Raw genomic sequence first — 13,985 nt, 5'->3', positions numbered from 1 at the left:
GATCTTGGGCCGAGGCAGTCGGCTTTTCTGGAGAGTGCTGTTGCTGCAAGCCTTGAGGACGGTCGAGCGTGCCGGCTGATCGTAGCTCGGTCGGCGCAATCTGCTTATGATATACGCAATGTTTCCGAGGGAAGTACCCCATAGCGCTTGCGATAGTCCGCAGAAAATCTGCCTCTATGCACGAAGCCCCATTTCAGAGCGACCTGCGTGACCGAGAGGCCAGGTTCGCCTGTCATCAGTTCCTGATGCACTAATTCCAACCGTAGGTGCTGCAGGAATGCCAGAGGGGTCGTATTCCGAAAGTTGCGAAAACCGCTTTGAAGAGTGCGTCGGCTTACGCCACAAGCCGTTGCGATTTCCTCAAGAGATAGCGGCCGAGTAATATTGGCACGCATATAGTCGACCGCCCGCTTAACGGCCTTGGGTAAGGGTGATTCAGCAACGCGGCATAACTCAGATGAGTAGCGATGCTGCGCAGCTTCGATCAAAAGCTCCATCGTCGTTTCAGTGAGGTGATGAAGTGCTATCGGTGATTGAAGGAGGGTTCCGTCTCGTAATCCAGCATACAGCACTGGTACCAGTTGAACCAAAAGGGAGCCGAACCCGACCGATAGGTCGATTTCTGGCGAAAAATCGAGGCTGCCTCTTATTGGCGTATTGAGCCGACATCCCAAACGGCGCGTCAGCTCATCATGGGCGATCCTAAGCCCCAAATGTTTCCTGGGCCCAATGAATTGGGTCGTACTCGCCGACATACTGTTCACGAAAACGCCCCGCGTTCCCTCTGACGGGATTTGTCTGCCGTCAACGGTAACGACCGATCGCCCATGTAGTGGAAGCATGATGATGTTTGCCTCCGCCGGTCCCCGGTGCTGGACGGTTAGGTCGCCCTCGTAGTGCGCGGCAATAACTGCAATCGGACCATTGGTAATCGCATGTACATCGTAGGCGATCGTCTTATCGCCATGTACATGCGCTTCAGATTGCGGGGAAAGCCTCGAAAGCGCTGCCGCGAGTTCCTCGCTGCAGGTACCTTTGAGCGAGAAATGGTCAATCTTAGAGGGGGACACTCTCAACTCTCCACATCATCACTTCCTTCCCGAAACGGTATTCAAGCATGAGGCCCGCTTATCGCTAACGACAGGCGGACAGGGCAATTGACTTGTCGCGGCCAGTCCTCGCCGTGAATTCGACGCAGTCGAAGTCGCCTAAGTTGATAGTGCGAAGATCAATCATTGTTATATATGGAACTCCGACAGAATTGTTACCTGCTGCCAACCATCGCTTCGCAACCGATTCCCAAATGTCTGGCCTTTGATGGTCTCCATTCACGGCCCAGCAGACTCGGGCGTGCTCGCGCTAGCGACTAAACCTCATCCTTTAAGGTTTCTTTTTGCGTGATCAAACGTGCGGAGTGATGGCCGGAAACAAAGATCCATAGCCAGCTTAGTCCCACTGCCAATCTGCTCCTCGTACCTATCAGGAAGTAGATATGGGCAAGCCCCCAAATCCACCATGCAATTCCGCCCTTGAGCCGGATCTTCCCAAAGTCGATAACAGCCGAATTCGGCCCGATGGTAGCCAGGTTTCCCAGATGCCTATATCTGAACGCACTTGGAGTGGGTGTACCCAGACGTCGTGCTTCAATTACCGAAGCGACATATTTGCCTTGCTGTTTGGCGGCGGGAGCCACTCCGGGGACGGGTGTTCCATCAGCGGCCTTCACGGAGGCAGTATCTCCAATAATAAAAATCTCGGGCTTACCGCCAACAGTCAGATCTGGCTGCACGACCGCCCTACCCGCCCTGTCCTTTTCAGCACCGACCCAGGCGGCGGCGTTCGACGCTTGCACCCCCGCAGCCCAGATGACGGTCCGGCTTGAAACGAACTCATCTCCGATCGCGATGCCGTTCTCGTTGCATGCCGTCACGGGAATGCCTGTTCTCACTTCGACGCCCATCTTGATTAGCGACTGCTCGGCATATCTCGAAAGTGCTTCCGGGAACACGGGTAGGACACGTGGACCTGCCTCGATGAGAAGGATGCGCGCCGATCTGGTGTCGATGCTACGGAACTCCTCAACAAGGGTTCGTTGGGCCAGTTGCGCTATAATCCCAGCCATCTCCACGCCTGTCGGGCCTGCTCCGATTATGCTGAACGTGAGCATTGCCTTCCGCCGTTCGGGATCAGCCTCCAATTCGGCCTTCTCAAACGCGAGAAGAAGCCGCCGCCGGATGGTCGTCGCGTCTTCGAGTGCCTTTAGCCCGGGCGCAAACGGCTCCCACTCGTCCCGGCCAAAATAGGCGTGCCTTGCACCTGTCGCGAGAACGAGCGTGTCATAGGGAATAGCATTCCCATCCTTGAGCGATACTACGCGTGCCTCGGTATCAACGCCAACAACCTCGCCCAGCAGCGTCGATACATCCTTTCGTCCTCTGAACAATGCTCTGATGGGCCAGGCTATCTCCGAGGTTGCCAATACAGTCGTGGCAACTTGGTAGAGGAGCGGTTGAAAGAGGTGATGGTTGCGCCTGTCGACGATCGTTATGGAAGTGTCGGGACACTTGAGGTCCTTCGCTAACTGGAGTCCGGCAAAGCCACCGCCGACTACGACAACTCGATGCGTATCCATTTCGTCTCCCCAAACCTGCGCGCTCGGGGCGCGCGCCTCGTAGAAATGGCCATTGCGCCCGATCAGTCGCTGATACGGGTATTTACATTAATCGACGGTGGACTCACCAACAGTGGAAGAAGAGGCTCCAGCACCCGCTTGACATTAGGATGTTCGCCATGGCCAACGACAGCCGCCTCATTCTGCCAGCCGTCTAAGATGATGAAAGTGTTCGGATCGTCCGACCGCTGGTAGAGGTCGTAGTAGAGACAACCAGACTCTTCGCGGGCGGGTCCAATGAATTCCTGAAGGAGTTCTTTTACGCGATTTCGATTTTGGGACGTGGTTTTGAATTCAACGACAAGGTGCTGTTCCTCTGACTTCTTCGATGTCATTTGCGCTGGCTCCTAATTGAAAACGACGACCGGCTTGATCACTCGCCCGGCTTCGGCGTCCGCGATCGCTTCGTTGATCTTCTCGAAGGGATACTTGGTGATCAATTTTTGGAAGGGGAAAAGCCCAGCCTGATTAAGATCCATCATCTGCGGAATGAACAGCTGTGGAATCTGATCACCAAGGATCGCACCCTGGATCTTGCGATTGAACACCATTAGATCGAGGGGGATGGGAATGTCGTTCCCGAGCGCGTCGAGGCCGAGCAAGACAACGTGCCCGCCGGCACGGGTGCACTTGATCGAGTTCAGAATAACCGGAATGATGCCAACTGCGTCGATCGCGAAGTCGGCACCGCCGCCCGTCAGCGCATGGATCTGGTTGACTACGTCGGGATCTTTGCCGTTGATCGCATGTGTGGCACCAAGCCCCATGGCCATGTCTAGCCTCTGCTGATTCAGATCTATGATGATAATCTTGCTGCACCGACGAACTTTGGCGGCCATCACGGCGGCCATGCCGACAGCACCTGCGCCGAAAACGGCTATCGTCGACCCTATTTCCGGCTTCATCGCGTTTATCACTGTTCCTGCACCCGTTGCCATGCCGCACCCGAGTGGCGCAGCGTCGGTAAGGTCGAGGTCTGTTTTCGGCAAAAGCGCTGCATTGTTTTCAGTCGCAAGGATATGCGTCGCAAAGGACGACTGGCCCACGAAATTGCTGCCAATGCCAACTTCATCGCAGAGCAATGCCTTCTTACCATTCGGACGAAGCCCCGTAAGATTGTACTGGGTATAATTTTGGCAGTTCATTGGGTGAGAACGGCGGCAGTCGGCGCAGAATCCGCATGAGCTCTGGCTCAGTGCGACGTGATCACCCACTTTGAGGCTCTGAACTTCTGGTCCGACCGCCTCGACGACGCCGACGCCTTCGTGCCCCGGGATCACCGGTGCCGGCGGGCCAAAAATACCGTCGCGAAGCAGCAAGTCCGTGTGGCAGATCCCGCTCGCAACCGTGCGAACCAGGATCTCGTTGCCTTCGGGGTCAGCCAGTTCGAGTTCACGGAACTCCAGCGGGCTCTTTGGCTTCACGGCGACAGCCGCAGTGATTTTCACCATTATATTCTCCTGCGTTCTCCCGCAATTGCTACGGGAATGACTTGATCGGCCCGACGGACTAGACGCGACCCGCGCGCGCACCGTAGATGATTGCGGCAAATGCAATGATCACGCCCTGGACGATAAGCTTGCCCGGCTCCTGGATGCCGAAGACGGTCAGCATCGCGAACAGGAAGCTGAAGGCAACGACGGCAACGAACGGCCCGGCGACGCCGCCCCGGTCGACGCCGAACGTCACACCGCCGAGGATCGTGGCGGCGAGAGCATTCATGAAGGTGTCGAAGCCTGGCTTGATGGTGCCGACCGCCAACGCGGATACCTGGACCAGGGCCGCGATGCCTGTCAGGGCGCCCGCGAGCGTGTGCGAGACAAAAATCGTACGTGCCAACGGAATTCCTGTAGTTTCCGCCGCCCTCGGATTGTCGCCGACGGCCCTGAAGTAACGCCCGACGATGAGAAAGCGAAATGCGATAGAAATCAGGGCGGCGATGACGATCCACAGGACCACGGAATAGGAAAGGCCGTGGATATTGCCGCTCGTAAGTATTCGAAGCCAGCTTGGCGTTGAACCGGGCGCGCGGCCGGCGCTCATGTATTGGACGATCCCAATCAGAATGGCCGAAACACTTAGTGTGGAGATAACGGCAGAAGCGCGCACGTATGCTACGAGTATTCCGTTTACACCCCCCACAGCTAGCCCAATCACAACAGGCATGAGGACGGTCATTAGCGGTGGATAGTTGTTGAGCTGGCCCGAGCTGGCCAGATAAATCGCGAACGCGAAAATACCGCTGACAGAGAGATCGATGGATCGCACCCGCATGACAAGCGACTGGGCGAGCACCGCGATCCCGAGCGGCGCTGACTGCTTGAGGATTACAAACCAGTAGTTGGGATTTATGAGCGTGGCGCTCACTGCTGGAGCAACCGCAACCAGGATTGCGAGCACATAGTATGCGGGCGGTAGCCCGAGTATCCACGAAATGGCGCTCTTACCCCTCAATGAGCGAGATGGTGCTTCAGTTTTCGAGTCTGATGTGGTCATCGAGAAGTCCATTTCTTTCAAAGTCCGATTGTTTTGCGTCGCTGCGAAACGACGAGTACGAGAAGCAACACACCCTTGACGACCGACTGAAGAAATGCAGAGACGTTGGCCAGATTCATCACATTATTCACTGTCCCGAGGATCGCCGCGCCAACGACGGTTCCCACAATGCTTCCGATGCCCCCGGCGAGGTGGACCCCACCCAATGCTGCAGCCGTTACAGACTCAATCCCGAATGAAGCGCCGCCCTTAGGATCACCCGATGCAAGGCGACCTGCAAGAAACATCCCCGCAGCGCATGCGAATAGAGCGGAAAGAACATACGCTTTGATGATGGTGCGCTCGACGGGAACACCGTTCATCCGTGCGTTGAAGTCATTGCCGCCGGAAGCGAAGAGGTAGAGGCCGAAGGGACGACGATAGAGAATCCAGGATGCGAAGAGCGATGCCGTGATCAACCAAAACAATGAGTTAGGTACGGGGCCGATGGATCCGGCTACCGAGCCGGAAAGCCACTCCGGCACGCGCCCGCCTGGGATTGGCAAAATGATCAACGCGATACCTTGGCCGATGCCCATTGTTGTCAGCGTCATGATGATTGGATGTACATTGAGGCGCGCGACACCGTAACCGTTCGCTACTCCGAACCCCATCGCCACCGCGATGCAGATAAGCACGCGGGTTATCTCAGGAAGATCAAGCGTCATGATCGTCGTCGTTAGACTGATGACGGACCCAACCGACACGTCGAGGCCGCCAGTGAGAATGACGAACGTCTGACCGAGAGCCGAGATGACGAGCACCGTCGATTGCGCCAGGAGATTAGACAAATTCTCCGGATCCATGAAGTCCGGCAATAATATTACCGAGGCGACAACCATCACCAGGAGCGTTCCAATGGAAAGCCCGATCGCTCCCGCGCGATAAGGGAGCTTCAGGCGACTGGCAAATGAATTCATAAGTTATCCTCCTCAATGCACCGCAGCACGGGGATCCGGTGACGCACTCGCCCCCAGCGCAGTCTCGAGGATTCTTTCCTCGGTCGCCCCCTCTGCGGACATCTGCCCGACGATCTTCCTGTCATGAACGACCAAAATGCTGTCGCAGAGCCCTATAAGCTCAGCGTGCTCGCGCGACGAAACCACGACCGCACCGCCACGATCACTGAAGTCCCGCAGCAATCTGTAAATCTCTGCCTTTGCACCGACGTCGACGCCGCGCGTGGGCTCCTCAATAACGAGGATGTCCACTCCGGAGAGCAACCAGCGGCCCAGCAGCACCTTCTGCTGATTCCCGCCCGAGAGTTTACCTACGGGCGCATTGGGATCGGCGGCCGCAACTCGTAACGACTTGATCACCTCGCGGACCCTCGACACCGATCGCCACGCAACGCTTGCCATATTCCGATTGAGCTGTTTTCCCAGCGCGATGTTGTCGTAGATAGGCAGGCGCAGGAACAGCCCTTCCTGCTTCCTGTCCTCAGGGATAAAACCGATTCCTGATCCGACCGCGCGAGCGAACCCTGACCCTACATTCACCACGTGCATGCTGTTGTCGGGGCCGGCACGCCACACGGCGATGGCCTTTGGCGATTCAACGCCCACAATGGCACGCATTATCTCTCGCTGGCCCTGTCCTTCGAGCCCTGCCAGCCCGATGATTTCACCTTTTCTGACAACGAAAGTGACTGTCGAGCTGCTGTCGTCGAGGCGCAAGTCCGAAACCTCCAGCATTGCCGCTCCGGTGGCCTGCGAGCGCGGCGGAAAGAAGTTCTGAAGTTCGCGACCAACCATTGTCGCTACCAGCGTTTGCAAGTTGAAGTCCTGCGCTCTTGCAGTCCTTACCCAAGCGCCATCTTTCATGACGGTGATGGTGTCGCATAGTTCGAAGACTTCATTCATGCGATGAGAGATGTAGACGACAGCCTTATGTTGAGCCTTAAGGTCGCGGATAACCTTGAAAAGATGCGCGACATCGGTCGAGTTCAACGCCGCCGTTGGCTCGTCGAAGATGAATACGTCCGCGTTCGACGTAAGTCCCTTCGCGATCTCTACTGCCTGCTGCTGCGCGACAGTCAGTGTCTCGACGATCGCGGTTGCGTCGAGCTGTGGAAATACGTCAGCCAGCAAAGCGCGAGCGCGTTTCACTACCTCGACGCTATCGATCGAACCGTCAATGCGACGAGGTTCGTGGCCCAGGAACATGTTCTCAGCAACGGTGAGATTGGGGATCAGGGTAAACTCCTGAAACACCGTCGACACTCCCGCCAACCGTGCCTCCTTAGGGGAACGGAAATTGACTTCCTCCCCGCGGAGCCGAACACTTCCTGCGCCCGGCTGATATACCCCCGCCAGAATACGCATCAGGGTGGACTTCCCCGCGCCGTTTTCCCCCATCAGAGCGTGCACGGAGCCACGTTCCAGGGAAAAGCGAACGTCCGAAAGGACTTTCGTGAAACCAAACGATTTGTTGATGCCGACCATCTCGACAAGCGTGCTCATGGGAATTTCCATCTTCGACAGGGATACGGGCACGAGTGATCGTGCCCGTAGTTCATCAAGCCTTGAAATAATCAAGGAGCTTTTCGTTCGGCATTTCGGTCGGCGCCCAGTACGCATCAGTGAGATCTGCGCGATAGAACTGGGAGAGCGTCTCGTCGGTGATCGGCTTGGGGCGGTTCGTCCAGTTACGCTGAATCGGCTTCCCATCCAGCAAGGCGAAGGCGGCCCGTAGCGCGGCAGTAGACAGAGCGGGTGGGCAAATCGGACCGATCGAGGAAAGTTTTTCGTCATTCCAACGACGCATCCAGCCGTTAAGTGCTTCGCCCGTGATTGGCGGGATCGTTGAGGCGCCAGCCTCCTGCAAGGCATCCAAAACGCCAAGAGACATGTTGGCTCCATCGGTCCAGATGCCCGCGACATCTGGGTCGGAGAGATACAAGCTTTCGGCGATCTTCTTTGAGTCCTCATAAGACCAGCTTCCGTGCTGGGTCGACGTGATCTGAAGTCCAGACTTGCTGAAGACTTCCATGGCGCCTGCATAACGATCTGCATCGATGGGATGCCCGGCGACGCCACGCAGAACCCATACCTTGCCCTTGTTGCCAAGCTTGTCGACGAGGAACTGAGCCATCACGCGCCCGAAATAGAAGTCGTCGCCCTGGACCTGAACCGTAAACTCCTCGGTGTCGACGCGTCCGAGATAGACTACGGTTGGAATGCCAGCAGCCTTTGCCTTCTTGATGCCCTCGACGGCGGAACCGGTGGTTAGCGGTGCGATGATGATCGCATCGACCTTCTGGGCGATCAGATCCTCGATATCGGCAACTTGTTTGGAGGCATTGAGATCAGCGCTCCGGAACTGGTAATCAGCGATCCGATCCTTGTTCTTTTTTATTTCATATTCGGCTTCAAACGCCGTCTGGTAGGTATGCGTTGAACCAGCGAGGCCGTAGTGGCTGTGTCCGATCTTCCACGGGCCTGACTTCTTGAACTTACCCGCGTCGACAATTGGGTTGGCGCCTTCGGAGGGCCAAGTGTCAGGTAGGATACTGATCGCGTCGTCGGCGCGAAGAATCCCCGGCATTCCGAACGTGCCGGCTACAGCAATTGCCCCGCTCGCTTGTAGAAATGTACGTCTCTTCATGAAAATTCCTCCTCCGGCCGCTCTGGGCGGCATTGTCTGTTAAGGCGAGAGCCTTGCCTTCCCAAGCCGTGCCGGACTCTCCTCAATACGGCGGAGTGCATTGGTATGAGCTATCAGACAATCTGTCAATAAATATAAACTTCGACGTTTGTTTTTTCGACATCGTTTTGTTTTCACTTGCACATAGTCGCACTTGACGGATTGTCCGATGGTGCGACAATATTCGTGTTCGCTAAATCGATGGGAGGGTTATGAATGTCCACTCTGGTGATTGTCCGGCATGGCCAAAGCGAAGGGAACGCGCGCGGGGAGTTCACGGGTACGAGCGACGTGCCGCTCACACAGGAGGGCTGGTCTGAGAGCAGGCGAGCCGGCTCACTGCTCGCGAACCTCGGCATCTCGTTCGATATTGCGTTTAGCTCTGCCCTCTTGCGCACAGTCGACACTTGCAGAGCGATTTTGAACGAAACCAACGGCGATCTGCTGGAGCCAATCAGGAGAACCGAGTTGAACGAACGCGACTACGGACAGCTCACCGGCATCAACAAGAACGTGGCACGTGAGCGGTGGGGCCAGGATGTTGTCCAGGTTTGGCGCCGCTCGTACAGCACTCCACCACCTGGGGGAGAAAGCATACGGGACATAAGCGCGAGGGTTCTGCCCTTTTTGATAAGCGAAGTGTTCCCCCCCTTGTTGAGAGGGAAATCGGTTCTTGTGGTGGCCCACGGGAATACGATCAGGTCACTAAAGCAGGGCATCGAACGCCTCACGATCCAGGATACGCTCGCTATTGAGTCACCGACCGCCGCGCCAACTGTATACCGGATTGCGTCGGACCTCTCGATCATCGAGAAGACTAACGTCCTGGTTGGTACTGTCTGTTAAGCCTGGCTGGCAGTAGCATCGTTTGTAGTCGGTTGAACTTGGCAATACCGGTGTCTCGAAGCTGTCGATAGCCTTCAGAACCGGCTCGACGTCGGCAAGCGACGCCATCCGGCTCGCCTCACACGTTGCTACTAAATTTTCGTCAGCCGATCTTTCAGCCCAAAGCGGGACAAGACGCATGCTCCCTTTCGAACATGCATCGGAACCCTTTGATCACTTCAAATCAGCGTTCACTCGTGACTTTGCAAAAATGCAGCCCTGCTCCGGTTGAACTGATCTAATTTTAGAGTAATTATTGACTGATTGTCTGACGATGAGTACGTTCGCGCGAATTGCGTTGTGAGCCTTGGAGGAACAGTTACATGAAGCAGGCATATGCGGCGGTCTCGCGCGAAAAGGCGAAGCCCTTGATCTTGGAGTGCATAGGGATTGAGGAACCTCGTGCAGACGAGATTTTGGTCCGCATCGTCGCATCGGGGGTATGTCATACCGACCTGGTGGTCAGGGACCAGGGATATGACGTACCTCAACCTGTTGTGTTGGGACACGAAGGCTCTGGCGTCGTCGAGGCCGTCGGGAGCGCAGTTAAAGATCTTGTGCCCGGTGATCACGTTGCTTTGAGCTACGCCTATTGCGGCAAGTGCGAAAAGTGCCTTTCCGGTACACCTTTCTACTGCGAGGACTTCTTCGGTCGCAATTTCCGCGGCACTCGTCCGGATGGCACCTGCCCGATCCATGATTCTCACGGGAAACAGATTAGTGGCTGCTTCTTCGAGCAGTCGTCATTTGCAACCTACGCCATCGCCAGCGAACGAAACGCCGTGAAGGTTGCAAAGGATGTTCCACTCGAGTTGATCGGACCGCTCGGGTGCGGGCTTCAGACCGGTGCTGGCGCGGTACTGAATTGCCTCAAGCCGAAGCCCGGCTCGTCAATAGCAGTGTTCGGTGCTGGTGCGGTTGGCATGGCGGCTACGATGGCCGCGAAAATCGCCGGATGCGCGACCATCATCGTGATCGACTTGAACGATGAACGGCTGGAACTTTCGCGCGAACTCGGGGCGACGCACACGATAAATGCCCGCAAATTGGACAGCGTTGCCGCGATCAGGAAGATCGTCCCCGCAGGCGTTGATTTCAGCTTGGAATGCACGAGTTCGCCGCGAGTTTTCCGTCAGGCAGTCGACTGCCTTGGTACGCCGGGAACATGCGGTCTCGTTGGCTCGTCCGCTCTCGGCACTGAAGGCACGATCGATATCGGGAACTTCCTTTTCGGCCGCACATTGATCGGCGTTGTCGAAGGACAAAGCGTTCCGTCCGAGTTCGTCCCGCAGTTGATCGAGTATTGGCAGCAGGGACTTTTCCCGTTCGACAAACTGGTTCAGTTCTATGACCTCGACCAGATCAACGAGGCGATGGCTGATTCCGAGAGCGGCAAAGTCATTAAGCCGATCCTTCGCATGAAGCATTAGTTTTGCGAGACTTTTCGAAAGACAAGACGGACCGCGATTAAATGCGATCCGTCGGAACAGCCGTGCTCAAGACGAGATATGGTCGAACGCTGCTTTCGATGCAATCGCGGGCCACATCACTCCGATAGGCCTGCACGAATGATGTGCTGGCAGGGCCCACGCAAAAGCTCTAGGACTCTGCCGGTCAAAGGCGGCCCCCTACAATCACCGGCAGGTAAGTGGCGAGGGCGGCTCCGTTATCCAAGGGGTCCAGAGAACACCTGCGCGCCAAACACTGAAAAGACGTTGCTCCGGCCGACGTGTTCAGCTGACGTGTCCTGGTCCAACAGGTGGCCAAACCGATCGCGCTTTGTCTTAAAATAAGTGATGTTGGACGCGCTAGATGCGGCGATCAGACTCTGGCGAGACGACACGATGACGCCTGACGTTCGCAGCGCCTCTATTTTTGTAGGATTGTTGGTCAGAAGCCGAACGCTGCCGATACCGAGGTCGCGGATGATATCCGCCGCTGCGTTATATTCGCGGGAATCAGATGCGAAGCCGAGTTCCCGATTTGCCTCAAGAGTATCACGACCATGATCCTGCAGGCTGTAAGCCGCAATTTTGTTTCCTAAGCCAATGCCACGCCCCTCTTGCCCACGCATGTAGATCACGCAACCAGCGCCCGCTAACTGGACCGCCCGAAGAGCCATTTCGAGCTGTTGACCGCAGTCGCATCGCATGGACCGGAACGCCTCACCTGTCAGACATTCAGAATGCACCCGTACCAGAACGTCTTCCTTCTCGCACAACTCGCCAAGTGTCAAAGCTAAGTGTTCCGTTCCCGTCAAACTATCGCGATAAGCAATTGCCTTGAAATCCCCAAACCGCGTTGGCATAAAGGACTGCGCGTAACGCTTTACCCTCGTATCACGACTCCTGCAGTACTCAATCAAAGCGTCGATCGTTACTATGTGCAGGCCATGTTCGATTGCGAACTTCTCGAGATCTGGCAGTCGAGACATGGTTCCGTCGTCATTGGCGATCTCGCAGATTACGCCAGCCGGCGCCAGGCCGGCAAGTCGTGCAAGATCCACGGCAGCTTCGGTGTGGCCAGGACGGCCCAGGACACCGAGACGATTTGCACGCAAAGGAAAAATGTGACCCGGTCGCGATAGGTCTTCCGGCCGCGTCTGCGGATCGATGAGCGACTTGACGGTTGCTGCTCGATCTTCGGCTGAAATCCCTGTCGTTGTGCCGTGTTTGCAATCGACGGAAACGGTAAATGCCGTCTGCAGTGAGTCCGAATTACGTGTGACCATCAGGGGGATCTCGAGTTTGTCGAGACGTTCGGCTGGAAGTGGCACGCAGATAAGGCCTCTCGCATATTTCATCATGAAAGCGATGTGCTCAGCTGTTATTTTTTCGGCAGCAACGACTAGGTCGCCTTCATTCTCCCGGTTTTCGTCGTCGACCACGATAACCATCTCGCCCGCTTCGATCGCCTCGATCGCCTCATCTATGCTCGAAAAAGACATGGAATCCTCCTCCTTATTATGGGCTGACGGCGCGACGCGCGGCATCGAGCTCTCTGTCGACAAGCGCGCGCAGGTTCTCAGAAAGAGCATCGTTCTGAAAATCTTCATCGAGAGCGAAAATGAAACGGCTATGTATTTGCGCTTCGAAAAAGTCGAATAAGGCTTCCATCGAGGCTTCGACGAGCGGCTTGTGACTCGATGCTTTACCGGTTGCAAAAGGGATCACATAGCGGCCCTTAAGCGCTTTCATGTCGACAAGGTCGAATAAATGCTTCAGCAACCCAGTGTAAGATGCTTTGTAGACCGGACTACCAACAACTAGCACGTCACTAGCCAAAATATCGTTGAGTGCCGCTTTAACAATCTCAGCGGCGCTGGAGGGCAACACTGTTGCCCCAAGGTGCGGATGAAGGTCGACAAGGTCCCAGCAGCTTGCTTCGTTGCCGGACGCGCGCACCCGATCCACCATGAAGTCTGCTACGGCCCGGGTTTTCGAGGGGCGCGATAAATTCCCCGTTATTACAACAACTTTCATGTCACAGGACTCCCAACATTCTCGCATAAGACAATCTTACAATTTTCACTCACACCGCAATGGAGGTCGTTGAGGACCCGTGGGGGCAAAAATAGTCCTGCGGTGTCCTGAGCCCTCACAACCCGTAATTTCCCAACCTCGAAGGCTGGATTGCTTCGCAGAAGTCTTCTGTCTCGTACGACTTTATTCTCTCAATGGGTGGGCTCGCCGTGCAAGCGCACCTACTGTCTGCAATCCCTGCCGCTTTTACCGACCCAGCACGTTTGCGTTAGAACCTCCTGGACACGGAATGAGGCGTTGCCGCTTGATATACGGTCGCCGTGGCTCCACCTCAGTTACGACAGGTAGTATCCCGGTCACTTACGGGAACTCTGGTGAGCTTGCCTTCGATGGATCATGGGCGAGCCAAGGTTCCGCATGCGATACCCATACGTTTGACATCGGCACACTTCCAGGATCGGTATCGAACGTGCCGGCTCTAACGACTTTGAGCTCCGGGCTGGCCGGCCGCTCCGCATAAACGTGCGAGCCACATACCGAACAAAACCACCGCAGCTTTCCAGGCGTCGATTCGAAGCTATGAAGCGTATCTTGGCCTGTAAGGATCTTGAAGTGCTCGCTTTTCACCTTCGCAGCGGTATTGTGATCAGCGGCGTGTGACTTCCGGCATGTTTGACAGAAGCAATTCCACATGGGTCCATCAATTTCCTGAACCTGGTACGTTACCGCTTTGCATTGGCATGATCCGAAGATTGGCATCGGGTATC

General features: G+C 56.0%; 13 protein-coding genes. 2 read left to right on the top strand and 11 right to left on the bottom strand.

All coding sequences use genetic code 11. The features are described 5' to 3' along the window. Window positions 1–104: 104 nt before the first annotated feature. The 8 genes from QMO80_RS29325 to QMO80_RS29290 all read right to left on the bottom strand — a co-directional run bounded on the left by QMO80_RS29325 (window position 105) and on the right by QMO80_RS29290 (window position 8,812). Window positions 105–1,070: an AraC family transcriptional regulator gene (locus QMO80_RS29325; protein WP_008534397.1), complete on the bottom strand. Its 966-nt coding sequence runs from the start codon at window positions 1,068–1,070 to the stop codon at window positions 105–107. Window positions 1,071–1,366: 296 nt separating this feature from the next. Then, the gene (locus tag QMO80_RS29320) at window positions 1,367–2,632 is read right to left on the bottom strand and encodes an NAD(P)/FAD-dependent oxidoreductase (RefSeq protein WP_004671504.1); all 1,266 of its coding nucleotides are present in this window, start codon (window positions 2,630–2,632) and stop codon (window positions 1,367–1,369) included. Between the two features lie 62 nt (window positions 2,633–2,694). Further along, on the bottom strand, window positions 2,695–3,006 hold the full coding sequence (locus QMO80_RS29315; protein WP_004671505.1) for a putative quinol monooxygenase: 312 nt from the start codon (window positions 3,004–3,006) through the stop codon (window positions 2,695–2,697). A 12-nt stretch (window positions 3,007–3,018) separates the two neighbouring features. After that, window positions 3,019–4,122 carry an NAD(P)-dependent alcohol dehydrogenase gene (locus QMO80_RS29310; RefSeq protein WP_004671507.1) on the bottom strand — a complete coding sequence of 368 codons (1,104 nt, stop codon included), beginning with the start codon at window positions 4,120–4,122 and terminating at the stop codon, window positions 3,019–3,021. Window positions 4,123–4,180: 58 nt separating this feature from the next. Continuing rightward, on the bottom strand, window positions 4,181–5,179 hold the full coding sequence (locus tag QMO80_RS29305) for an ABC transporter permease (protein WP_026188838.1): 999 nt from the start codon (window positions 5,177–5,179) through the stop codon (window positions 4,181–4,183). A gap of 5 nt (window positions 5,180–5,184) precedes the next feature. Further along, on the bottom strand, window positions 5,185–6,126 hold the full coding sequence (locus QMO80_RS29300) for an ABC transporter permease (RefSeq protein WP_004671512.1): 942 nt from the start codon (window positions 6,124–6,126) through the stop codon (window positions 5,185–5,187). 12 nt (window positions 6,127–6,138) lie between these two features. Further along, window positions 6,139–7,668, bottom strand: coding sequence for a sugar ABC transporter ATP-binding protein (locus tag QMO80_RS29295; protein WP_283201246.1), 1,530 nt, complete (start codon window positions 7,666–7,668; stop codon window positions 6,139–6,141). 55 nt (window positions 7,669–7,723) lie between these two features. Beyond that, window positions 7,724–8,812 carry a substrate-binding domain-containing protein gene (locus tag QMO80_RS29290; protein WP_064811973.1) on the bottom strand — a complete coding sequence of 363 codons (1,089 nt, stop codon included), beginning with the start codon at window positions 8,810–8,812 and terminating at the stop codon, window positions 7,724–7,726. Window positions 8,813–9,067: 255 nt separating this feature from the next. On the opposite strand from QMO80_RS29290, the gene QMO80_RS29285 reads away from it, so the two are divergent. Together QMO80_RS29285 and QMO80_RS29280 are read left to right on the top strand one after the other, a co-directional pair. Continuing rightward, window positions 9,068–9,697, top strand: coding sequence for a 2,3-bisphosphoglycerate-dependent phosphoglycerate mutase (locus tag QMO80_RS29285; protein ID WP_008534389.1), 630 nt, complete (start codon window positions 9,068–9,070; stop codon window positions 9,695–9,697). A gap of 362 nt (window positions 9,698–10,059) precedes the next feature. Continuing rightward, a complete protein-coding gene (locus tag QMO80_RS29280) occupies window positions 10,060–11,166 on the top strand; it encodes an NAD(P)-dependent alcohol dehydrogenase (protein ID WP_004671520.1) in 1,107 nt (368 codons plus the stop codon). A 236-nt stretch (window positions 11,167–11,402) separates the two neighbouring features. Here QMO80_RS29280 and QMO80_RS29275 read toward each other — a convergent pair whose 3' ends face one another. The 3 genes from QMO80_RS29275 to QMO80_RS29265 form a co-directional block, all read right to left on the bottom strand. Continuing rightward, window positions 11,403–12,683: a bifunctional 3,4-dihydroxy-2-butanone-4-phosphate synthase/GTP cyclohydrolase II gene (locus QMO80_RS29275; protein WP_004671523.1), complete on the bottom strand. Its 1,281-nt coding sequence runs from the start codon at window positions 12,681–12,683 to the stop codon at window positions 11,403–11,405. A gap of 16 nt (window positions 12,684–12,699) precedes the next feature. Further along, window positions 12,700–13,218: an NAD(P)H-dependent oxidoreductase gene (locus QMO80_RS29270; RefSeq protein WP_004671524.1), complete on the bottom strand. Its 519-nt coding sequence runs from the start codon at window positions 13,216–13,218 to the stop codon at window positions 12,700–12,702. 360 nt (window positions 13,219–13,578) lie between these two features. After that, a complete protein-coding gene (locus tag QMO80_RS29265; protein ID WP_010029274.1) occupies window positions 13,579–13,977 on the bottom strand; it encodes a GFA family protein in 399 nt (132 codons plus the stop codon). Window positions 13,978–13,985 lie beyond the last annotated feature (8 nt).

This window comes from Rhizobium sp. BT03, assembly GCF_030053155.1.
Classification (GTDB): domain Bacteria; phylum Pseudomonadota; class Alphaproteobacteria; order Rhizobiales; family Rhizobiaceae; genus Rhizobium.
Note: the sequence above shows the minus strand (reverse complement) of the source record. Positions and strands in the feature narration are given on the sequence as shown.